At 60.5% G+C, this 21366-nt stretch carries 19 protein-coding genes; 15 read left to right on the forward strand and 4 right to left on the reverse strand.

Annotated elements, in window-relative coordinates:
* Positions 1–15: 15 nt before the first annotated feature.
* The 5 genes from FD715_RS00225 to FD715_RS00245 all read left to right on the forward strand — a co-directional run bounded on the left by FD715_RS00225 (position 16) and on the right by FD715_RS00245 (position 6561).
* A complete protein-coding gene (locus FD715_RS00225) occupies positions 16–909 on the forward strand; it encodes an endonuclease/exonuclease/phosphatase family protein (protein WP_147103499.1) in 894 nt (297 codons plus the stop codon).
* Between the two features lie 66 nt (positions 910–975).
* Positions 976–1626 (forward strand): hypothetical protein, encoded by a 651-nt coding sequence (locus FD715_RS00230; protein WP_147103502.1) that lies wholly within the window; start codon positions 976–978, stop codon positions 1624–1626.
* Between the two features lie 107 nt (positions 1627–1733).
* Positions 1734–3338, forward strand: coding sequence for a winged helix-turn-helix domain-containing tetratricopeptide repeat protein (locus FD715_RS00235; protein WP_189799371.1), 1605 nt, complete (start codon positions 1734–1736; stop codon positions 3336–3338).
* Positions 3339–3363: 25 nt separating this feature from the next.
* Entirely contained in the window at positions 3364–4527 is a 1164-nt protein-coding gene (locus FD715_RS00240; protein ID WP_147103508.1) for a phosphatase PAP2 family protein, read from the forward strand.
* 9 nt (positions 4528–4536) lie between these two features.
* Positions 4537–6561 (forward strand): hypothetical protein, encoded by a 2025-nt coding sequence (locus tag FD715_RS00245; RefSeq protein ID WP_147103511.1) that lies wholly within the window; start codon positions 4537–4539, stop codon positions 6559–6561.
* Positions 6562–6710: 149 nt separating this feature from the next.
* On the opposite strand, the gene FD715_RS00250 is transcribed toward FD715_RS00245, so the two are convergent.
* Both FD715_RS00250 and FD715_RS22405 read right to left on the reverse strand, forming a co-directional pair.
* Entirely contained in the window at positions 6711–6947 is a 237-nt protein-coding gene (locus FD715_RS00250) for a hypothetical protein (protein WP_076626835.1), read from the reverse strand.
* A 161-nt stretch (positions 6948–7108) separates the two neighbouring features.
* Positions 7109–7492, reverse strand: a complete 384-nt coding sequence (locus FD715_RS22405) for a hypothetical protein (protein WP_189799372.1) — start codon at positions 7490–7492, stop codon at positions 7109–7111.
* A gap of 230 nt (positions 7493–7722) precedes the next feature.
* Here FD715_RS22405 and FD715_RS00260 point away from each other — a divergent pair, with 230 nt between their 5' ends.
* The 7 genes from FD715_RS00260 to FD715_RS00290 all read left to right on the forward strand — a co-directional run bounded on the left by FD715_RS00260 (position 7723) and on the right by FD715_RS00290 (position 16152).
* Positions 7723–8625, forward strand: a complete 903-nt coding sequence (locus tag FD715_RS00260) for a DMT family transporter (protein ID WP_223274683.1) — start codon at positions 7723–7725, stop codon at positions 8623–8625.
* Between the two features lie 67 nt (positions 8626–8692).
* Complete coding sequence (betI, locus tag FD715_RS00265) at positions 8693–9268, forward strand: transcriptional regulator BetI (protein WP_147103515.1); 576 nt, start codon at positions 8693–8695, stop codon at positions 9266–9268.
* Positions 9265–10773 carry a choline-sulfatase gene (betC, locus tag FD715_RS00270; protein ID WP_147103518.1) on the forward strand — a complete coding sequence of 503 codons (1509 nt, stop codon included), beginning with the start codon at positions 9265–9267 and terminating at the stop codon, positions 10771–10773. The genes betI and betC overlap by 4 nt, the downstream gene beginning before the upstream one ends.
* An 87-nt stretch (positions 10774–10860) precedes the next feature.
* Entirely contained in the window at positions 10861–12042 is a 1182-nt protein-coding gene (locus tag FD715_RS00275) for a BCCT family transporter (protein ID WP_147103521.1), read from the forward strand.
* 56 nt (positions 12043–12098) lie between these two features.
* Positions 12099–13550, forward strand: coding sequence for a betaine-aldehyde dehydrogenase (gene betB / locus FD715_RS00280; RefSeq protein WP_147103523.1), 1452 nt, complete (start codon positions 12099–12101; stop codon positions 13548–13550).
* A 250-nt stretch (positions 13551–13800) separates the two neighbouring features.
* Positions 13801–15447, forward strand: a complete 1647-nt coding sequence (betA, locus tag FD715_RS00285; RefSeq protein WP_147103526.1) for a choline dehydrogenase — start codon at positions 13801–13803, stop codon at positions 15445–15447.
* Positions 15448–15501: 54 nt separating this feature from the next.
* Positions 15502–16152, forward strand: a complete 651-nt coding sequence (locus FD715_RS00290) for a thermonuclease family protein (RefSeq protein WP_147103529.1) — start codon at positions 15502–15504, stop codon at positions 16150–16152.
* 7 nt (positions 16153–16159) lie between these two features.
* On the opposite strand, the gene FD715_RS00295 is transcribed toward FD715_RS00290, so the two are convergent.
* Together FD715_RS00295 and FD715_RS00300 are read right to left on the reverse strand one after the other, a co-directional pair.
* Positions 16160–17560, reverse strand: a complete 1401-nt coding sequence (locus FD715_RS00295) for a short-chain fatty acyl-CoA regulator family protein (protein WP_147103532.1) — start codon at positions 17558–17560, stop codon at positions 16160–16162.
* Positions 17561–17625: 65 nt separating this feature from the next.
* Entirely contained in the window at positions 17626–18843 is a 1218-nt protein-coding gene (locus FD715_RS00300; RefSeq protein WP_370455313.1) for a multidrug effflux MFS transporter, read from the reverse strand.
* 180 nt (positions 18844–19023) lie between these two features.
* On the opposite strand from FD715_RS00300, the gene FD715_RS00305 reads away from it, so the two are divergent.
* From FD715_RS00305 to FD715_RS00315, 3 genes are read left to right on the forward strand one after another with little or no spacing between them, the layout of a single operon-like run.
* Positions 19024–20556 carry an acyl-CoA carboxylase subunit beta gene (locus tag FD715_RS00305; protein ID WP_147103536.1) on the forward strand — a complete coding sequence of 511 codons (1533 nt, stop codon included), beginning with the start codon at positions 19024–19026 and terminating at the stop codon, positions 20554–20556.
* A gap of 53 nt (positions 20557–20609) precedes the next feature.
* Positions 20610–20873 carry a Rho termination factor gene (locus FD715_RS00310; RefSeq protein ID WP_147103539.1) on the forward strand — a complete coding sequence of 88 codons (264 nt, stop codon included), beginning with the start codon at positions 20610–20612 and terminating at the stop codon, positions 20871–20873.
* Positions 20874–20892: 19 nt separating this feature from the next.
* Positions 20893–21288 carry a cupin domain-containing protein gene (locus FD715_RS00315; protein ID WP_223274684.1) on the forward strand — a complete coding sequence of 132 codons (396 nt, stop codon included), beginning with the start codon at positions 20893–20895 and terminating at the stop codon, positions 21286–21288.
* Positions 21289–21366 lie beyond the last annotated feature (78 nt).

Below are 21366 nucleotides of genomic sequence, written 5' to 3' on the forward strand. Positions count from 1 at the left end.
AAAGTGGATTTAACGATGTCGATAGATGAGGCCGCCGATACGCTTGTTCTGACCTACAACGTATGTTGGGAGGCGATGACCCACACCTCTGGTCGCGGGTATTGCGGGCCGATGTGCCAGGCCTGTCCCATCGTGCCGGGCCATGAAAAGCTGACCGAATGCGCGCTGAACATGGCGCAGTGTATTGATGCATTACCGTCACGGCTGGGCGTGCCGAACTATGCCTTTATCGGGCTGCAGGAGGCGAGCCGCTTCTGGGAGTTGACCTACCATGCGCCGCGTACGCTGGCGCGGATGGAGGCGGTGCATGGCAAGTCGCGGCAGGAAACCATCGCCTGCTTCTATGATCCCGAGCGGTACTACATGACCCATGAACCCATCGAGAGTGCGCTGAGTGGCGGGCGCCCCTTTCAGATCCTGATCTGCGGTGAGACCGAAGGGGACGACGGCGTGATTTTCGTCAATGTGCACAATGGTCATGGCGCTGAATACGGGTTCGACCTTTTGACCGAAAAGCTGAGTGAGGCCATTAAGTGGCGCACCCTGAGCCCTGCTGAGCGTGGGTACCGGATCATTGTGACCGGGGATTTCAATGAGGCAGGGTGGGACTGGTCGCGCGGTGTCTTGACGAGCCGGTCATGGCGCCCGTTTGCGCAAGCGGACATCGCGACCGAGGTGCATATCGGACCGGAACAGCCCTTTAGCTGCTGTCAGACAAACACGGGCGGCAACTGGAACGCGCCGGGCGGTGGCATCGCCAAGGGCAACCGTGCAGGCGACTACATTTTCGACAGTCATGCACCCGCAGAGGTACGAATCCCGCCCAGCTTTGACCCGGCCTACACCCAATCGGACCATTTGCCGGTCATAGCGCTTTTGGATGCGTGCGCGAGGCAGGATCAGACGTGAGCGCGTGCGGGACGCTGCCCGGTGCGGCGCCCCGTTTTTAAGTGAATTGAAAACAAGACGGAGCCTATGCAGATTACGACCCAGACAGTTCGTGACATTACGATTTTTCCCTATGTACCTGGCGTCGCCGCCACGTTCGAGCCGGTTGTGTCCGGGGCCAGCGGGGTTTGGCAGCAGCGGCGTTTGCTGAACCACGGACAGGAGCGGCTGGTTCTTGATGCCGAAGTGGCGCCAAACGCGCTGCGTGCGGGTGCGAGCTATGGGTGGCGGGGGCATCTGGCCGATGGCACGTCGACCGGTGCAATGTGGACGTTTTGCACCGACCTGGCGCCGCGTGTCGGATTTGGCGTCACGCGCAATTGGGCCCGGCCGGGCTGCGCGTCACCGCTCTACGGGGCGCTTGAGGACGCGGTGTTGCGGCTTGAGCCGGTGCAGGACGTGATTGTCATGATCCCATCGCCCAACCCGACCGTCGGTCTGGCACAGGCGCAATTGGGTCGGGCGGGTTGGTTGGTGATGATGTCATCTGTTGTGCCCGCATGCGTCGGCTTTCTGATCGAGGAGGCAAAACTGCCATCACACCTGTGTGAGGGGGCAGAGGGCGTCTCGATCAAGGCCACATCGCTGCGCACCTTGCAAACCATTGGTTTGCAAGAATTGCGGTGCGTACAGGCCGGTGACACAAGTATGTTCCTGCGCGAGATATCCTCGTGTTGATGGCTCTGAAAAAAAGAGTTGGTCCGCCCAAGGAATTGCGGCACTTTCAACCCCGGGGGGAGGCACGAACGCAGGCGTTACACCCTTGGAGGGGAGCGTTTCGGCTTATGGACGGGACAGGCGATAGGGGTGACTTGGTCCAGCTGGGCCAGGTAACGTATGTTCCGGTCTCTGATCGGCTGATTGATCCGCACGGGCGCGACATATCCCTGCGTGCGCAGTCTCTGCAGGTTCTGCGGCATCTGGCCAACAAGAATGGCACGTTGGTGTCGCGCGACGATTTGATTTCGACCGTCTGGGCGGACGTCGCTGTAACCGATGACAGCCTGACGCAGTGCATCAAGGATATCCGGCAGGCGCTGGGCGACAGTGGCAAGTCCATCCTGAAAACAGTGCCAAAGCGCGGTTACATGCTGCAGGGCGATGTCCAGCCCTCATGGGGCACGGCGCAGACTGCGCCCGGATTTGCACAACCCCAAACGCCTGTGACCAATCGGGCCATCGTGCCGCAGTTGGACCCGCGGGATATGCTGCCGACCCTGGTCGTTGTCCCGTTCATATCGAAGGGCGGACAGGACGCAGATGTCTTTGGCACGTTCTTTGCCAGTGAAATCGCCAAGGCACTGAGTGCGCTGGACGATGTCAACGTTATCTCGCAGCTCTCGACCCGGACGCTCGGTCAAAACGATCTGAGCCACGAAGTGCTGGGTCAGAAACTGAACGCGGATTTTGCGCTGACCGGGTTCGTGATGGCGCATGGCACGCAAATCGTTGTTTCGCTTGAATTCGCCGAGATCGAAAGCGGGTTCATGCTCTGGTCGGACCGGGTGCAAACAACCTTCGATCCGCTTGCGACAGAGACCGAAGGCGTTGAGATGATCGTGGCGCATATCCAGCGCGCCATCATGCTGAACGAGGTACGCCGGGTCGGTGCGCAGCACCTGCGCGATCTCAAGCTGTTCAGTATCCTGCATGGTGCCGTTGGGTTGATGCATCGTTTTGTGCCGCGCGACTTCCAGATGGCGCGTGTGCTTCTCGAACATGTGATTGAGCAGGCGCCGAACCACCCCACGCCCCTGGCCTGGAAAGCCCGCTGGCACGTGCTGAATTCCGTGCAGGGCTGGACGGATGCGCGCACTGGGTCGGAAACCGCGCTGGAACTGACGGCCATGGCGCTGGATCTTGATCCGCAGCATACCCATGCACTGGTGTGCGAGGGCCAGGCACTGGTGCATCTGGCCCGCCGGTTGGATGCCGCCGAAGACCGCTACAGTGCGGCCCTTGCCTCTAATCCGAACGACGCCAATGGCCGCGCTTTGCGTGGCATGCTGCGGTCGTTCACGGATCGCGGGGACGAGGGCAAGCGCGACACCGAACGTGCGCTGCATCTGACGCCGTTGGACCCGCACCGTTTTTTCTTTCTCGCGCTGGCTGCGGGATCGTGCATTGCGGTGGGCGACTACGACCGCGCAGTGACACTGGCCAAGGAGTCGCTGCGGCTGAACCGGACCCATGTGTCGACCATGCGCATGCTGGCGGTGGCCCAGTTGGGCGCCGGGGACGGCGATGGCGGGCGGCGGACGGCGGCCGAACTTATGGACATGCAACCGGGGCTGCGCGTCAGCTCCTGGCTCAAATCATCGCCGAGCGCAGACTACGCCAATGGCGCTCAATTCGCGACGATGCTTCGGGATCTTGGGATCCCGGATTAATTTCAAAGAAGGAAAGGGTGGGGCTATGCCGAGAGAAAGTGGATACAGCGGTTATTCGGGTTACAGCGGATACAGTGGTTACAGCGGATATAGCGGTTATTCGGGTTACAGCGGATATTCTGCGTTTGGCGGCTTCGGCGGCGAAAGCCCGGATGCCGCACTGGCGCTGACAACCAATCGTGACGGGATCGTGTCGAGCAAACTCGACAAGATCACTTTCCCTGCGCCGGGTGGCTGGGATGATCCGGAAACGATCAAACGTCTGTCGCCCGAGGTGCGGGCGGCGCTTTACCAGTCCGAACTGGCCCCAAGCGTCGAGGTGACCGCATCGCTGTCCGAAGCGGGTCCAACCACGACCGTATGGCGCCGTATGGGGCGCAAGCAAGGAGGCGAGCGCGAGGTCAAAATGGTTGAGATGACCGCGCCCGACATCACACAGTTGGCCACACAGCTGGACTACGTGATGGGCTATGCGCAGATCCGCACCGATCGTCTGGCCGAGGTCACGGCACAAATCGGTTTGTCAGAGCCGTTTTATGCGACCATCGGCTATATGGGCCCGGACCGCACGCCATACACGTTGGCGCTGCTGGACGCCGCTGCTGCCTTTTCCTTTACCGTGATCCAGCGCACGAAGTTTTCGCTGGGCGTCAAGCGGCCGATCGAGTTTTCGCCGCAGGTTCAGCCGATGATCCCTACGCCGACCCACGCGACCCTGCCCAGTGGGCACGCGACCGAGGCATTCATGATCGCACGTCTGCTGTGGAAGCTGTTGCTGGCCAGCAAGGCGCCGCAATACCAGGAAAGCTACTGGGGCGAGATGCTGATGCGCCAGGCTTCGCGGATCGCCATCAACCGCACCGTGGCGGGTGTGCACTTCCCCGTCGACAGCGTCGCAGGTGCAATTCTTGGCCTGACGCTGGCGCAGCATATCGAGGCAGAGGTGAAGGGCACGCAGTGGACCTCAAGCAGTTTCGACGGGCCCGCCTTCAGCGCCAAAGAGGATTTCAACTGGACGCAGATCTACGATGTCAGTGACGACATGATGTTCCCGCGGATGGAACATGACGGCTGTGTCTGGGGCACGTCCGTGGCCGACCGGAAGGGCACGGGCCAGGTCTCTCCCATCCTGTCGTGGCTGTGGGACAAGGCGGTCAGCGAATGGGCCGACATTGGCGGCGCAGGGTAGGGGGCGGTCATGTTGAAATGGATCGCGGCCGACCCCGCAGAAGACGATGTGCTCAGTCACACGGCCGACTTTCGGCTTGGCCGTGCCATTCACCTTGATGAGCCGAAGGACTGGTGGTCCGTTCTGTTGGAGATCGAGGGCAGCATCGACGCGTTTGCAGAGCGGGCGGCGCCGCTGGCCGAAGATATCATCATTCCCGTGTCCTATGACTCGGAGGACCGCGAAGCACCGGCGTCACGCCAGCCCTTTGTCCTGTTTGCCCGCCAGCGGGCCGTGACAGCGTTCAATTATGAGCCGGAAGCCTTCGGCATCCTGTCGCTTCTGCTTGGGGCAGAGACACCGGCGCGGTTTCTGGATCGACACGCGACGCCCCCGCCGATGACGGAGATCCCGGTGAGCGATGATACGGTGGTGATGGCGGTGATTGATGACGGCATCGGCATTGCGCACAACCTCTTTCGCACCGGTCCAACGACCAGCCGTGTGCAGTTTGCCGCCATTCTGGAGGCAGAGCCATTGGCCACAGGATCGCACGCATCGGTCGGCCGCGCGCTGTCACAGCAGGATGTCGAGCATTTGCTGACCCAGTGTACCAACGGCGCCTACCTGGACGAGGATCTGTTTTACACGGCTACGGGTCAGGTCAATTATCTGACGCAGGTCTTTTCCACCGTTGCCTTGCGCAGATCGCACGGCACACATGTCACTGCGCTCGCAGCAGGCTACGAGATGGAAGCGAATGTTGCGAACAGGCCGATCATATGTGCCGCGCTTCCCGCGCGGGTGGTGGAAGACACCACCGGTGTCAGCTTTTTGCCGAGCCTGTATCTCGCCTTTCACATGCTGGTGAAACAGGCGCGCCGGTTCAAGACGTCCGCAGGCCGTGCCCCGGTGCAGTTCAACTTTTCCTACGGTAACTCGGGCGGGCCGCATGATGGCACCGGTCTGTTCGCGATGCTCTTCGAGCATTACTTTGGCGCGCACACGCAATGTCCTCAAAAGGCCTGGCTGACCTTGCCGGCCGGCAACAGCAACCTGCAACGACTGCACGCACAGGCCACGGGCGCTAAGACCAAGCTTGACCTTGATGTGCTGCCAGATGATCGCACGACGTCGGAGGTCCAGTTTTGGACACCGTTCAACGAGGGCAGGGAGCCTATGCCGGTTCAGGTGACTGTCGAAACGCCGCATGGCGCCGTGAGCGTGCTCGGGACGACCGATACGATGTCGCAGCGTTTGATCGACGAAGACGGGCGCGAAGCTGCGCGATTGTCCTATGAGTTTATCGGCGCACCTGTGATGCGCGGATTGTTCACGCTGAACATCAATGCCACGGCCAGTCATCTGGACGAAGTGCTTGCCCCGTCGGGCACCTGGCGTCTTGAGATCACCCGTGACCTTGGCCAGAAGCCGATCGAGGTGCCGCCGGTCGAGGTCTGGATCCGGCGCGACGAGACGTTACCGGGCTTTCAGCCGGGCGGCAGGCAAGCTTTTTTCAGCAACGATGATTATGAACGCTTTGGCGCATTCGGTCTGCCTCTGCCCGTGGATCCGAAACACACAACTTCGCCCATCCGGCGCGCGATGACGATCAGCGGCTTTGCCTGCGGACAGGCCCCCATCACCGTCGCAGCATATACCGAACGCGAAGAGGTCGTGTCGCTTTACTCTGGTGCCGGTCCCCTGAACCGTCCGTCATCCCCGCAAGCCTCTGATCGTGAGGGCCCGGATATGGCGGCCAAGGGCGATGACAGCTTTGTTCTTCCCGGTGTGCTGAGCGCGGGATCGCGCAGCGGTACAATCGTGCGTCAGGGCGGAACAAGCGTCGCCGCTCCGCGCGTCGCGCGCGCGGCATCGTCTGCCATCGCGGCGGCGTCCGGAACAGCGCGGGAATGGGCCAGTGATCCGCTGCGCGACGACCCCCACGGTATCACTCGGTTTGATCTGAAGGACGGCACGTCCCAGCGCACGGGGTCCGGAGGATACGCCATCGCTGTGCAGGACCACCTGCCGCGTCCGGATGCCGAACGCTAATTAGTGAACGGTTGCAAATATTGGGCGGTCTGCGTCGCCCGCGATGCCCAATCTCTCTCGTCCGTGTCGTACTCTTTGAAAAAACAAAGCGCCGCCCAGTCACCAAGGGCGGCGCCTATTCCTGCCGTGAACGACTGTAATTCTGGTGATCAGAAGAACAGTTGCCGCGCCACCTGGCTCCAGCTTTGTGTGCCATCTGCATGAGGTGCGGGTGTCTGACGGCGCAAGCGGCGCATCAGGCCCTTAAGGTCATTCAATCGGGTGCGCGCGGCGGCACCGCCCGCGCGGCTTTGCACGGACAAAATCTTTTCCTGGGTCTGTAACGCAGCCTCGATCAATTCGAGGTCCTGCTTGGTCAAATCAACGGTATGTGTGTCGTCGAGCATCGGAATTTATCCTTGTTATCGTTGACCAGCATATGGGATCTGCAAGGTGATACGCCAATCATCATAGATCAGATCAACGTGATACCTGTGTCAGGTGACATATACCGGCAGTAGTTTGCGCGTGATCCGTCACGCGGGTTGCAGGGATATAGGGAGCGTTTTCAGAGAATGCTCTGCACATTTGCGCAAGGCTGCTGTGCAAAAAACGTATAGCTCGTGCGGGCTTGTGGTGCGGAGTTGATATGGCTCGGCCTCATCGGGCTGGCCTGTGGGTTCAATGATGGCGTCATTCCTTCCCGGTTTTCATAACCTCTTTGTCTCTTTTCCTCGTAATCGGGGCGCAGACTGCGTTTGTCTTGAGACACGGGTTGCGCGGTGCACACGTGTTTTTTGCTGTTGTTGCCTGTTCTGTATCGGAGGTGATCCTGATCACTGCAGGTGTATTTGGATTTGAGATCCATCGCATCTGCGGTGCCGAGTTTTGCTGTGCTATGTGTGGCAGAATGCTTAGTCGGCGTGGTGTGAAAGGGCCGTTCTGCATACATGTCGGGTCTGAGACGCAATCGCTGCGCGTGACGGTGGCGATCACGTGGTTAAACTCGCATGTCTACTTGGATACCGTGGTGTTGATCGGATCGGTGTCGTTGCAATACTCCGACCGTGGGCACAGCAGCTGCTGGACGCCATCATCGCGCTGACTATGCGGGCCCCCGAATTGAAATTGCTGCTGCTCTGACGCCTTGTGCTTGACCCCGCTTTTGGGGTTGATGGGCGCATGACGTCTTCCCCCTCCCGTCCACTGGTGGCCATCTTCTGGATGCTTGTCACAGGCTTCTGCTTTGTCGCCGTGACGGCGCTGGTCAAGTATATGGGCGATCGTATTCCCCCGGCAGAGGCGGCGTTTTTGCGGTATCTGCTGGGTCTGGTGTTTCTGCTGCCGATGCTGCCTGCGCTGCGGGCGGCGCATCTGACAGGGCGTCAGTGGCGGCTTTTCACGCTGCGGGGGGCCTGCCATTCGATCGGCGTGATCCTGTGGTTCTTTGCCATGACGCGCATTCCCATCGCCGAAGTGACGGCGATGAATTACCTCGCTCCTGTCTACGTCAGCATCGGCGCTGCGCTGTTTCTGGGTGAGAGGCTGGCGATGCGCCGGATTGCGGCCATTGCCGTCGCGCTGATCGGGACGGCGGTGATTCTGCGTCCGGGCTTTCGCGAGGTGGCTCCCGGGCATATCGCGATGCTGTTCTGTGCGGTCAGCTTTGCAGGGTCCTACCTGCTCGCCAAGATCATGGCGGATGAGGCGAAGCCGGCGGTGGTCGTGGCGATGCTGTCCATCGTGGTGACGATCTGTCTGGCACCGTTCGCGGCCGCCAATTGGGTGTGGCCGACGGGAGCAGAGTTGGGGCTGCTGTTTCTGGTCGCCTGCTTTGCGACTGCCGGGCATTACACGATGACCATGGCTTTTGCTGCTGCTCCAGTGACGGTGACGCAGCCGGTGACGTTCCTGCAGTTGGTTTGGGCCGTGCTATTGGGCGTGCTTGTCTTCGCGGAGCCGGTGGACATCTGGGTGATCCTGGGCGGCGCGCTGATCCTGGCGGCCGTGTCATTCATCACGTGGCGCGAGGCGGTGTTGAAACGCCGCCCCATCACGCCACCGAGCCCGGCCACCAAGCTGTAAATTATTATTGATTGACGGATCAATAAAAAACGGCATGCTACAGGGCGTCTGCACAGGTGGGGGGCGTATGCCCAAAGTTGGAATGGAGCCGATCCGGCGCGCTGCGCTGGTGCAAGCGACGATTGCCGAGATTGGCGAGGCCGGGTCGCTGGATGTGACCGTGGGCCAAATCGCCAAGCGAGCGGGCATGTCCACAGCCCTCGCGCACCATTACTTTGGGGGCAAGCACCAGATATTCCTGGCAGCAATGGAGCAGATCCTGCGCGATTTTGGTGTGGAGGTTGTTGAGGCGTTGCGCGATGCGCGAACCCCGCGGGGCCGTGCCGAGGCGTTAATCGAGGCAAGCTTTGCGCCGTCATCCTTTGCGCCTGCAACCGTCGGGGCATGGATGACGCTCTATGCCCATGCCACGACCCATCCTGAAACACACAGGTTGCTGGTGCTGTATCAACGCCGGTTGCGGTCGAACCTGACCCACGCGCTGCGCGGGATCAGCAGTGATCCTTATGGCGATGCCGAGATGCTGGGCGCGTTGATTGATGGGCTGTATCTGCGCGCTGCTCTGGCCAAAGATGCATCGCGAGACGCGGCCAAGGCGACTGCGTTGCGAGCGCTGGATACTTTGACAGGACAACATCAATGACGCAGCCGAACATATTGATTTTCATGGTAGACCAGTTGAACGGGACGTTGTTCCCGGACGGTCCGGCAGACTGGCTGCATGCGCCAAACCTCAAGAAGCTCGCGGCGCGGTCGACCCGGTTTCGCAACGCCTACACCGCCTCGCCGCTTTGTGCGCCGGGACGTGCGGCGTTCATGTCTGGCCAGTTGCCAAGTGCGACCGGTGTCTACGACAACGCGGCCGAGTTCCCGTCCTCGATCCCCACCTATGCGCACCATCTGCGCCGCGCTGGGTATCAGACCTGCCTGTCAGGCAAGATGCACTTTGTCGGCCCTGACCAGTTGCATGGGTTCGAGGAAAGGCTGACGACCGATGTGTACCCGCCCGATTTCGGCTGGACGCCGGACTATCGCAAGCCGGGTGAGCGGATTGACTGGTGGTATCACAATATGGGCTCTGTCACGGGCGCGGGTGTGGCCGAGATCACCAACCAGCTCGAATATGATGACGAGGTGGCCTACCACGCGACGCGCAAGATCTATGATCTGGGTCGGGGGCACGACCCGCGGCCATGGTGTCTGACGGTCAGTTTCACGCACCCACATGATCCCTATGTGGCGCGCAAGAAGTACTGGGACCTCTACGAAGACTGCGAGCATCTGATGCCGGAGGTGGGCCCGATCCCCTACGAAGATCAGGACCCGCATTCACGGCGTATTCTCGATGCCAATGACTGCGACAACTTCACAATCTCGGAAGAGGATATCCGCAGGTCGCGACGCGCCTATTTCGCCAACATCTCCTATCTCGATGACAAGATCGGTGAGGTGTTGGAGGCCCTTGAGGGCACGCGGCAGGAGGCGATCATCCTGTTTGTGTCCGATCACGGTGACATGCTGGGTGCGCGCGGGCTGTGGTTCAAGATGTCCTTTTACGAAGGGTCGGCGCGGGTGCCGCTTATGATCTCGGCCCCGTCAATGGCGCCTGGGCTGATCACTGATCCGGTGTCGAACATCGACGTGTGTCCGACGCTTTGTGATCTGGCTGGCGTGGATATGTCCGACGTGATGCCGTGGACAACCGGGCAGTCGCTGGTGCCCCAGGGGCAGGGGGTCGCGCGGACCGAACCTGTGGCAATGGAATACGCGGCCGAGGCGTCCTATGCGCCCATGGTGTCGCTGCGCTATGGCAAGTGGAAGTACAACAGATGCGCGCTGGATCCCGATCAGTTGTTTGATCTGGAAGCGGACCCGCATGAACTGAACAATCTGGCGGATACACCTGCACATCAGGGCACGTTGATGCAATTGCAGGCAAAAGCGGACGCGCGCTGGAATCTTGAGCGATTTGACGCTGATGTGCGCGAAAGCCAAGCGCGGCGCTGGGTTGTTTATGAGGCTTTGCGCCAAGGTGGGTATTATCCCTGGGATCACCAGCCGCTGCAGAAGGCGTCAGAGCGGTATATGCGCAACCATATGGATCTGAATATTCTGGAAGAAAATCAGCGCTTTCCGCGCGGAGAGTAAACTGTCACATGAGGCATTTGGTGCGGGCCGGTGATGGAAATAGAAAAAGCGCCGCCGCCAACGGGTCAACATGGAGGGACCTTATTCATGCTAACGACAATTATCTCATTCGGGGTGCTCATGGCCTTTGTGCTCGTGGCCTTCGTCACCATAAAATACTGGAACGTACGCCTGACCGGTCCCCAGCCGGTCAGCCTGTTCGTGTTCATCGCGATCCTCTTCACGTCCGGTCTGGACGTGGGATTGATCATGTTCCCGATTGCCTTTGACTTCCCGCTCTATGCCGACACGGCAACCGAACCGGCCTATGCGTTCACCAATCCGCTGGCGCTTGAGTTCGGGTTCTGGGGCTTTCTGATCTGGGCCTTTTATTTCCTGACGGCGTTCTACTTCTGCGCCATCGAGCCGCGGGTGAAGTTCTTTGAGAACGGCATCGTGAAATTGCTGAACAACCTGGTGATCATCACCACCTGCGCGTTCACCGGCGCGCTGTTCCTGATCTACATGCCTTACTACATCCCCGAAGTGGGCGATGGCGAAACAGTGATCCCGGCCTTCTACGTCATCTGTTTCCTGGTGATCCTCGCGGCGTCCTACTCCTCGACCGACATCAAATACGTCAAGGTTCTGTCCGTGGCCTCGACGCTTGTTTTCTTTGCCCTAATCGCGGGCATGTGGATCAACGCTGGCATGGGCTTTGGCGAGTTCCTGAGCACGGGCAGCAATATCGGCGGGTACTTTGCCAACATTCACAAGTTCATCATTCCGCTGACGGATTATCACGAGTTCTACCTGTTCTGGTGGTTTGCGTGGTCGATCATGATCGGTCAGTTCACCTCGCGCTTTGTGGGCGGGCTGCGGACGTGGCAATTGCTGGCCGCACTCCTGATTTTCCCGTCGATCCCCTTGGGCATTTGGTTCACGGTGGCCTATTGGTATCACCTGAACAGCATCGACATGACCGGGCTCGTTAACTGGTCCATGACCGTTGTGGGCATCCTGTTCGTCATCAACTCGTTTGACTCGCTGATCCGGCTGTACACCGACAACCTGAACGTGACCGCCGACCGCTACGGCAAGGTGCAATACGTGCTGGGCAATGCGGCGCTGCTGTTTGTGCTGACCCTGCTGTTCCAGAGCCAGTGGTTGCAGATCCAGTGGGTCGGCACCGTGGTCATCGGTATGTACGTGGCCTGTCTCGCGTGGGTGATGACGCACCGTGATACGCTGGGTGACTTGCGCCGGGTGAATCCGGCCCCGGCAGAATAAGCATCGCGCGGGCGGTGGGCCTCGCCTGCCGCCCCGCTCAACTCATGAGGACTTGAATGCAGACCCAACCGACCGCCAGCCATTTCATCAATGGGGCCTATGTTGAAGATACGGAAGGCACGCCGATCGACGTGATCTATCCCGCCACCGGCGCGGTGATTGGCCGTGTCCATTCGGCGACGCCCGCCATCATTGATCACGCCCTGAATTCCGCGCGTACAGCGCAGGCGGCGTGGGCGGCGATGACTGGCACGGAGCGCGGGCGCATCCTGCGCCGTGCAGCCGACATCATGCGCGAGCGTAACCACGATCTGTCGGTGCTGGAGACGTTTGACACCGGCAAGCCCTATCAGGAGACAAGCGTTGCTGATGCCACCTCGGGCGCGGATGCGCTGGAGTATTTCGGTGGCATGGCGGCGACGTTGACGGGCGAGCATATCCAGTTGGGCGAGGACTGGGTCTATACCCGCCGCGAGCCCCTGGGCGTGTGTGTCGGCATAGGCGCGTGGAACTATCCGACCCAGATCGCCAGCTGGAAGGGCGCGCCCGCGCTCGCCTGCGGCAACACGATGGTGTTCAAACCATCCGAGACGACGCCGTTATGTGCCTTGAAAGTGGCCGAAATCCTGCACGAGGCGGGTGCGCCTGCCGGTGTGTACAACGTGGTCCAGGGTTTGGGCGATGTGGGGGCGGCGCTCGTATCAGACAGCCGTGTCGACAAGGTGTCGCTGACCGGATCGGTGCCCACAGGGCGCAAGGTGTACGCCGCTGCGGCCTCCGAGATGAAGCACGTTACAATGGAACTGGGAGGCAAGTCCCCCCTGATCATCTTCGACGACGCCGATCTTGAGAACGCCGTGTCAGGCGCGATCATGGGCAACTTCTATTCCTCGGGCCAGGTCTGTTCCAACGGGACACGGGTCTTTGTCCAGAGCGGTATCAAGGAGGCGTTCCTCGCGCGTTTGGCGGAGCGGTTGGGCAAGGCGGTGATCGGCGATCCGCAAGACCCGGAGACGAGCTTCGGTCCCATGGTCAGCGAAAGCCAGATGGAAATCGTGCAGGGCTACATCGCCAAGGGACAGGACGAAGGAGCGCGGCTGGTCACAGGCGGTGCGCGGCTGGACCGAGACGGGTTCTATCTGGAGCCAACCGTGTTTGCTGATGTGACCGACGGCATGACCATTGCGCGCGAAGAGATTTTTGGCCCCGTTATGGCAGTTCTGGATTTCGAAGATGAGGCGGAGGTTCTGGCGCGGGCCAACGATACCGAGTTTGGTTTGGCCGCTGGTGTGTTCACGCGGGATCTGGTCCGCGCGCACCGTGTGGTTGCAGGCTTCGAAGCGGGAACGTGCTTCATCAACAGCTACAACGATGCGCCGGTCGAAGCGCCGTTTGGTGGAGTGAAGGCCTCCGGTGTTGGGCGGGAGAACTCGAAGGCAGCCATTGAGCACTACAGCCAAGTGAAGTCGGTCTATGTGCGCATGGGCGATGTGGAAGCCCCGTTTTGATAGGTTGGGACGCCCTTTTTCGGAGCGCGCCCGCCCACCCACCGCGCACTCCGAAAAAGGGCGGGCAGGAGGCGGATGCTGCGCGAGTTGAGATGTGAAGGATTCTGCTGAGAGGTGCTTGGCGGCGCTGTGTGCGTCTCGAGCACCAGTTCAAGGATGAGATGCGATTCCCCGAAGCCTCAAGGACGAGCCGCGCCTGCGCGCGGTGCTGCGCATCCTTGACCCTTCGCGGAATCACGGAAGGTGAGAGATGGAAGCGGATTATGTGATTGTAGGGGCCGGGTCGGCGGGCTGCGCCGTGGCCTATCGATTGGCCGAGGCAGGCAAGTCGGTTTTGGTTGTCGAGCATGGCGGCACCGATGCGGGGCCGTTCATTCAGATGCCTGCGGCCTTGTCCTATCCGATGAACATGAAACGCTATGATTGGGGTTTCATGTCCGAGCCGGAGCCGCATCTGGGCGGGCGCAGGCTGGTCTGTCCGCGCGGCAAGGTTGTGGGCGGGTCGTCGTCGATCAACGGCATGGTCTATGTCCGTGGGCACGCTATGGACTACGACCACTGGGCAGAGAGCGGGGCTGACGGATGGGCGTATGCCGATGTGCTGCCCTACTTCAAGAGGATGGAGGCGTGGGACGGCAACGGGCATGGTGGCGACCCGACGTGGCGCGGCACCGATGGCCCGCTGCATGTGACCCGCGGACCGCGCCGGAACCCACTGTTCAAGGCCTTTGTCGAGGCCGGGCGCCAGGCGGGTTATGAGGTCACCGACGACTACAACGGGCACAAGCAGGAAGGCTTTGGCCCGATGGAGCAGACCGTGCACAAGGGCCAGCGCTGGTCGGCGGCGAATGCATATATGAAACCCGCCCTGAAGCGGGACAATTGCACGTTGGTGCGTGGTCTTGTCGAGCGTATCGAGATGACCGACGGGCGTGCGACGGGTGTCATGCTGGCGGGCGGCAAGGTCGTCAAGGCGCGGGTTGAGGTGATCCTCGCCGCATCCTCGATCAACTCGCCCAAGATCCTGATGTTGTCGGGGATTGGACCGGGCAGGCATCTGGCGGAAAACGGGATAGAGGTTGTCGCGGACAGGCCCGGTGTGGGGGCGAATCTGCAGGACCATCTGGAGATGTATATCCAATACGCGTCGAAACAGCCGATTACGCTCTACCGGTATTGGAACATGATCTCGAAGGCTGTGATCGGGGCGCAGTGGCTGTTCACCGGCAAGGGGCTAGGGGCGTCCAACCAGTTCGAGAGTGCCGCCTTTATCCGCAGTCGGGCAGGGGTGCCTTATCCGGACATCCAGTACCATTTCCTGCCCATGGCGGTGCGGTACGACGGGCAGGCGGCTGCCGAGGGGCATGGGTTTCAGGCGCATGTCGGTCCGATGCGGTCTACCTCGCGCGGATCCGTGACGTTGCGGTCGGCAAATCCATCGGACGATCCGGTGATTCGCTTCAATTACATGAGTACGGAGCAGGATTGGGAGGAGTTCCGCACGTGCATCCGACTGACACGAGAGATTTTTGCCCAGGATGCGTTCGCACCGTTCGTGAGGCATGAGATCCAGCCGGGTGACGCCTATCAAAGCGACGATCAGTTGGACAATGCGATCCGCGAACATGCCGAAAGCGCTTATCACCCGTGTGGCACGTGCCGGATGGGACGAGCCGATGATCCGATGAGTGTCGTGGACCCCGAAGGGCGTGTCATCGGCGTGGATGCGTTGCGCGTCGTGGACAGCTCGGTGTTTCCGCAGATCACCAATGGCAACCTGAATGGACCATCGATCATGACGGGCGAAAAGATGGCCGACCACATCCTTGGGCGCAGCCTTCCGCGCAGCAATGACGTGCCATGGCTGCACCCCGAATGGGAGACCGCACAGCGTTAAGGATGGTGCCAAGCACCGTTTGAACTTGGTCAGGTCCGTTGTCATATTAACGGAATGTTAAGATTTTTTTCAGCGCTTGTTCTTTTGCTTCTTCCCACATGTGTCAGCGCCGAGGTGCGCGGTGCTGTACGTGTCATCGACGCAGATACTATAGATGTGGGCGATATACGGGTGCGTCTGCACGCGATTGACGCACCTGAAACAAATCAGTCCTGCGAGACGGAACACGGCATTGTCTTTGCATGCGGTGAATGGGCCACCGGGCAGGTGAAGGACCGGTTTGAGGGGCGCATTGCGCAGTGTGTGGGGCGTGATGCCGATCAATACGGGCGTCTCGTCGCAACCTGTTCGGTCGAAGGCGCGGATATGGGGCAGACGCTCGTTCGTGCAGGCCTCGCCTTTGCATATCGGCGCTATGGTATGGAGTACGATCTGGATGAAAGGGCAGCCTTTGTCGCCGGTCAGGGGTTGCACGGCGTGCGTGTTCAATCGCCCTCGGATTTCCGCAAAACCCGCACCAAGGGCAGGATCCCGTTGGAGCCGGCCTGCCGGATCAAGGGCAACATTTCGGACGACGGTCGTATTTTCCACGTGCCGGGGCAGGGGTTTTATGACGAGACGGGTATCAATGCGGCGAGGGGCGAGCGATGGTTCTGTTCCGAAGCCGAAGCGGTCCAGGCGGGGTGGCGGCGCGCGCAGCGCTGAACGTGGTTCAGTTCACCGCATAGGGCAGGACGCCGCGCGTGTCGGGATCGACCGACAGCCTGCGTTCGAGCGGCGGAACCGACCGCTGATGGCACATCTTGCGCTCGCAAATCCGACAGGAAATGCCGATGGGCTCGAATGCCTCGGCCCGCGTGATATCGAGTCCATCCGCATATACCAGTTGTTCGGCATGGGCCACCTCGCATCCAAGCGCGATGGCGTAGCGCCGGACGGGCGCACCAAAGCGACCGCCTGACTTTGAGACATCCCGCGCGAGACTGACATAGCGCACGCCGTCAGGCGTTTCGGCAAGCTGCCTGAGGAATTGGCCGGGCTGTTCAAAGGCGCGGTGGACGTTCCACAGCGGGCAGGCACCGCCGAAGCGTGCAAATTGCAGGCGTGTGGCCGAGTGGCGTTTGGTGATGGTGCCCGCCTGATCCACACGCACGAAGAAGAACGGCACCCCCTTGGCGCCGGGGCGTTGCAATGTCGACAGCCGGTGGCAGACCTGTTCGATCGACGCTCCAAAGCGTGTGGCCAGCTGTTCCAGATCATGGCGCGTGTCCTGGGCGGCTTGCAGAAAGTCCCCGTAGGGCATCAGGGCGGCACCGGCGAAGTAGTTGGCAAGGCCGATCTTGGCGATGGCGCGGGCCTCTTCCGTTTGGAACCGGGCGAGGTCGAGCGTCGCCTCCAGCAACTTGTCCTGCCGCAGGAGGGCAACTTGCAAAAGCAATTGGAAGGTCTGGCTTTGCTGGCTTGCGCGATGCGACAGAACCAGGGACTGGCTGTCTGGATCGTAGCGGCGCAGCGTGTCGGTGTCGTCGAACATGACCTCGACCCCGGCCTTGGCCAGTGCGGCCACAGCGGCGACGCGAATGCTTTGGTGGTGCCCTTCGGCGCGCGCGAAATGCTCGGCGGCGCGGTCAACCGCGTCGATGTAGTTGTCGCAGTAGTGGAAAAAATCACGCACCTCTTCCCACGGACTGGGACGCGCGCGGGCGTCTTCGCGCCCCAGCGCCTCGTCTAGGGATGCGAGCCTTTCGTGGGTTTGCCGGTAGGCGCGGTGCAATTCGAGGAACGCGTGCGCGAGCGCAGGAGCGTTTGATGCGGCCAATCGCAGGTCGGCCATGGGAGGCATATCGCTTGAAAAGACCGGGTCGGCCAGTGCCTCGCGCATGTCAGAGACGATCCGTTCGCCGTCTCCCGAACTGAGTTCGGTAACATCCAGCCCAAACTCCTGCGCCAGCGACAGAACCACCGTCGTGCTGACGGGTCTGTTGTTGTTCTCCATCTGGTTCAGATAGGGCAGGGATATGCCCAACTTGGCCGCGAAATCCTTCTGCGTGAGGCCGACGCGGGTGCGTACCTCGCGCAGCTTGGCGCCTGCGTAGAGTTTTGGGGTGGCCATGGCAGTCTGTCTTTGCAGTTTTGCAGTGGCGCGACACTAGGTTTGCAAAGCTGCCAGCGCAAGGGTTAAGCCACGGCGAGCCTGCGTTCGCGTCGGTAGACCGCGCCGATGGCAAGCAGCGCACAGACCGCAGTGATGCACATGATGTAGAGGAGGGGGTAGGCGCCTGTTTCAGGCGTGAGGAGGAAGCCCGCCAGCGCCGACAATGCAGCGCCGCCGCCGATCATGATTGCGCCGCCGAGGCCCGAGGCCGTGCCCGCCAGATGCGGACGCACCGACAGCATCCCCGCGGTGGCGTTCGGGATCACCAGACCGTTGCCTAGCCCGACGAAGGTCATCATGCCGAAGAAGGACAGTGGCGTGCCCATGCCTGCGAAGAAGATGCCCAGCGACAGGAATGTACCGAACGCATTTGCGATGGAACCCCAGAGCACGAGACGGTTCACGCCAAACCTGGTCGCATACCGTCCGCTTAGCCCGTTTCCAATAAAGTATCCCACAGCCGGAGCGCCGAAGAAGAAGCCGAGCACCGCGGGGGTCATACCGAAGACCTCGGTACCCACGAAAGGCGCACCGCCCAGATATGCGAAAAACGCGCCGGAGCAGAAGGCTGCCGCTAGCGAATAGCCCCAGAAACGTGGCGAGCGCAGGAGTTCGGGGTATTCCTTGAACTGACCGATCAGCGATTTGGACGATGGTTGGGCGGTTTCGCCAACATCCTTATGGACGAGCCACAGGAGCAGGGCGCCGGTTATAAAGAAGAACCAGAAGACAGACTTCCATCCCAGCCCTTCGTCCAGCAGGCCGCCGAAGAAGGGCGAGATCATCGGCACGACCGCCATGCCCATTGTGACGTATCCGATCATGGAGGCCGAGTGATCCTGGTCGTAGAGGTCGCGAATGATTGCGCGGCTCAACACCATCGCGACGGCGATTACCGCTTGGCACATACGGAAGAACAGAAAGACTTCCGCGTTGGGCGCGACGATGCAGCCCAAGGTTGCCAGCATGAAAAGCACGATGCCCCACATCAGCACTTTGCGGCGTCCGAGGTTATCGGAGATGGGTCCAATGATGGTCTGCATAATGGCCGAGACGGCAAGGTAAAGGGCCACGGACAACTGCATGAGCCTGTATTCCGTGTCGAAATACGACGTCATGTTTGGCAAGCTTGGCAGAAACATGTTCATAACCATCGCCGACACTCCGGCCAGGAGGATCAGGGTGATGATATGTGGCGGGGTCGTGCGGTCCAGAAAGCGGACCTTGGGCGGCGCTTGCATGACGCAGAGGTATGCTGGGTCTATTACACTGTCCAGTGCAGTGGCGCACGCATCGGTATGCTTTGCGAATTTGCAATTTGCATTATTGTTGATGAATAGGATTTGCAAATATTCCGATTGACACTTCATCTTGGCCTATTTGCACTTGTATAAGCCAAACAAACCACCAGCGGGGACAGCATGAAAGATATTCTGACCGAATTGGAATCGCGGCGCGCGGATGCGCGTCTTGGCGGCGGGCAAAAGCGCATTGATGCGCAGCACGGGCGCGGCAAGCTGACCGCACGGGAGCGTATTGATCTGCTGCTTGACGAAGGATCGTTCGAAGAATTCGACATGTTCGTCAGCCACCGCTGCACCGACTTCGGGATGGAACAGCAGAAACCCGCCGGTGACGGTGTTGTCACCGGCTGGGGCACGATCAACGGGCGGCAAGTCTATGTGTTCTCTCAGGACTTCACAGTGCTTGGCGGGTCCGTGTCGGCCACACACGCCGCCAAGATCTGCAAAATCATGGACAAGGCGGTCGAGAACGGCGCGCCAGTCATCGGTATCAACGATTCCGGTGGTGCGCGTATTCAGGAGGGGGTCGATAGCCTTGCTGGTTACGGTGAGGTGTTCCAGCGCAACATTATGGCGTCCGGCGTGGTGCCGCAGATTTCCGTCATCATGGGGCCGTGCGCCGGTGGCGCGGTGTATTCCCCGGCGATGACCGACTTCATCTTTATGGTCAAAGATAGCTCCTACATGTTCGTGACGGGGCCGGATGTTGTGAAAACCGTGACCAACGAACAGGTCACGGCCGAGGAATTGGGTGGCGCGTCCACTCACACCAAGAAGTCGTCGGTGGCGGATGCGGCATTTAACAACGATGTGGAGGCGCTGGCTGAGGTCCGTCGCCTCGTCGACTTCCTGCCGCTCAACAACCGAGAGAAGCCGCCCGTCCGCCCCTTCTTTGACGAGCCGGACCGCATCGAATCCAGCCTCGATACGCTGGTCCCGGAAAATGCAAACACGCCCTATGACATGAAAGAACTCATCGTGAAAATCGCCGATGAGGGCGATTTTTATGAGCTGCAAGAAGAGTTCGCGAAGAACATCATCACCGGTTTCATCCGCCTTGAGGGGCGTACAGTGGGTGTGGTCGCGAACCAGCCCATGGTGCTCGCGGGCGTGCTGGACATCGACAGCGCGCGCAAGGCGGCACGTTTTGTGCGGTTCTGCGACTGTTTCGACATTCCGATCCTGACCTTGGTCGATGTGCCTGGTTTCCTGCCCGGCACCACGCAGGAGTATGGCGGTGTGATCAAACACGGGGCCAAGCTACTCTATGCCTATGGCGAGGCGACCGTGCCGAAGGTCACGGTGATCACGCGCAAGGCATACGGCGGGGCCTATGTTGTGATGGCGTCCAAGCACCTGGCCGCAGATTTCAACTACGCCTGGCCGACATCCGAGATTGCCGTGATGGGGGCGAAAGGCGCGACCGAGATCATCCACCGCGCCGATCTGGGTGATGCGGAAAAGACGGCGCAGCACACCAAGGATTACGAAGACCGCTTTGCCAATCCGTTCGTGGCCGCAGAGCGCGGGTTCATCGACGAGGTGATCCAGCCTCGCTCGACCCGGAAAAGGGTCAGCCGTGCCTTTGCGTCGCTGCGCAACAAGAAGACCCCGATGCCGTGGAAGAAACACGATAACATCCCGCTCTAGATCTGAGGGAACGGCCATGCCCGTTGCTGCGTTCGCTCCGAAAGGAGCATCACATGACAGCCGACCACGGACCGTCCATCAAGGACGAAGAGACGTACGAAGCGCTGCGGGAGCAGGGCGCATCGAAACAGAAGGCCGCGCGCATCGCGAATGCGCAGGCCAACGACGACCAAGACCCATCGGCCAAGGGGGGCAAGCAGCCGCCTTACGAGGATTGGACGAAAGATGCGCTCTACGCGCGCGCTCGGGAACTGGACGTGCAAGGTCGGTCCGATATGACCAAGGACGCGTTGATCAAGGCGCTGCGCAACACCTGATCTTGTGCGGGGTCAACTCGTGACCCTGTGGAAGAACCAAGCGTTTACGATTGCTCATGCCGATGCGGGCGCCTTCGAAAGCGCCGGATTGCGGCCGTTTTTCGAGTATCGTCAGCTTGGCATCGCCGAAGCGACGAATGGCGCATACGGCGCCCATGTAATCCGCGCCGTGCCTGGCATGGAAAGTCTGGGCACCTGGCATTCTCATGACCTCGAGTTTCAGATGGTCTATGTCACCCGAGGCTGGGTGGTCTTCGAATATGAAGGGCAGGGTGAACACGTATTGCGTGCAGGGTCATGTGTTCTACAACCCCCTGGGATTGTGCATCGTGAAGTTCGGCATGCCGAAGACCTCGAATTGATCGAAATCACCTCACCTGCCACCTTTACAACGCAAGAAGAAGATGCACGATGAAAAGTGGCAGGCAGCATACGATGCCGAATGGAACAGTGCGACGGGTTATCACCGCACGCACAGCAGCCCCGGAGGGAG

The organism is Tateyamaria sp. syn59, assembly GCF_007995245.1.
Lineage (GTDB): Bacteria > Pseudomonadota > Alphaproteobacteria > Rhodobacterales > Rhodobacteraceae > Tateyamaria.

Excerpts from the sequence above, each read along its gene's own strand:
- FD715_RS00225 (WP_147103499.1), top strand. The coding sequence starts at position 16 with ATGTCGATAGATGAGGCCGCCGATACGCTTGTTCTGACCTACAACGTA.
- FD715_RS00230 (WP_147103502.1), top strand. The coding sequence starts at position 976 with ATGCAGATTACGACCCAGACAGTTCGTGACATTACGATTTTTCCCTAT.
- FD715_RS00235 (WP_189799371.1), top strand. The coding sequence starts at position 1,734 with ATGGACGGGACAGGCGATAGGGGTGACTTGGTCCAGCTGGGCCAGGTA.
- FD715_RS00240 (WP_147103508.1), top strand. The coding sequence starts at position 3,364 with ATGCCGAGAGAAAGTGGATACAGCGGTTATTCGGGTTACAGCGGATAC.
- FD715_RS00245 (WP_147103511.1), top strand. The coding sequence starts at position 4,537 with ATGTTGAAATGGATCGCGGCCGACCCCGCAGAAGACGATGTGCTCAGT.
- FD715_RS00250 (WP_076626835.1), bottom strand. The coding sequence starts at position 6,947 with ATGCTCGACGACACACATACCGTTGATTTGACCAAGCAGGACCTCGAA.
- FD715_RS22405 (WP_189799372.1), bottom strand. The coding sequence starts at position 7,492 with ATGTATGCAGAACGGCCCTTTCACACCACGCCGACTAAGCATTCTGCC.
- FD715_RS00260 (WP_223274683.1), top strand. The coding sequence starts at position 7,723 with ATGACGTCTTCCCCCTCCCGTCCACTGGTGGCCATCTTCTGGATGCTT.
- betI (WP_147103515.1), top strand. The coding sequence starts at position 8,693 with ATGCCCAAAGTTGGAATGGAGCCGATCCGGCGCGCTGCGCTGGTGCAA.
- betC (WP_147103518.1), top strand. The coding sequence starts at position 9,265 with ATGACGCAGCCGAACATATTGATTTTCATGGTAGACCAGTTGAACGGG.
- FD715_RS00275 (WP_147103521.1), top strand. The coding sequence starts at position 10,861 with ATGCTAACGACAATTATCTCATTCGGGGTGCTCATGGCCTTTGTGCTC.
- betB (WP_147103523.1), top strand. The coding sequence starts at position 12,099 with ATGCAGACCCAACCGACCGCCAGCCATTTCATCAATGGGGCCTATGTT.
- betA (WP_147103526.1), top strand. The coding sequence starts at position 13,801 with ATGGAAGCGGATTATGTGATTGTAGGGGCCGGGTCGGCGGGCTGCGCC.
- FD715_RS00290 (WP_147103529.1), top strand. The coding sequence starts at position 15,502 with ATGTTAAGATTTTTTTCAGCGCTTGTTCTTTTGCTTCTTCCCACATGT.
- FD715_RS00295 (WP_147103532.1), bottom strand. The coding sequence starts at position 17,560 with ATGGCCACCCCAAAACTCTACGCAGGCGCCAAGCTGCGCGAGGTACGC.
- FD715_RS00300 (WP_370455313.1), bottom strand. The coding sequence starts at position 18,843 with ATGCAAGCGCCGCCCAAGGTCCGCTTTCTGGACCGCACGACCCCGCCA.
- FD715_RS00305 (WP_147103536.1), top strand. The coding sequence starts at position 19,024 with ATGAAAGATATTCTGACCGAATTGGAATCGCGGCGCGCGGATGCGCGT.
- FD715_RS00310 (WP_147103539.1), top strand. The coding sequence starts at position 20,610 with ATGACAGCCGACCACGGACCGTCCATCAAGGACGAAGAGACGTACGAA.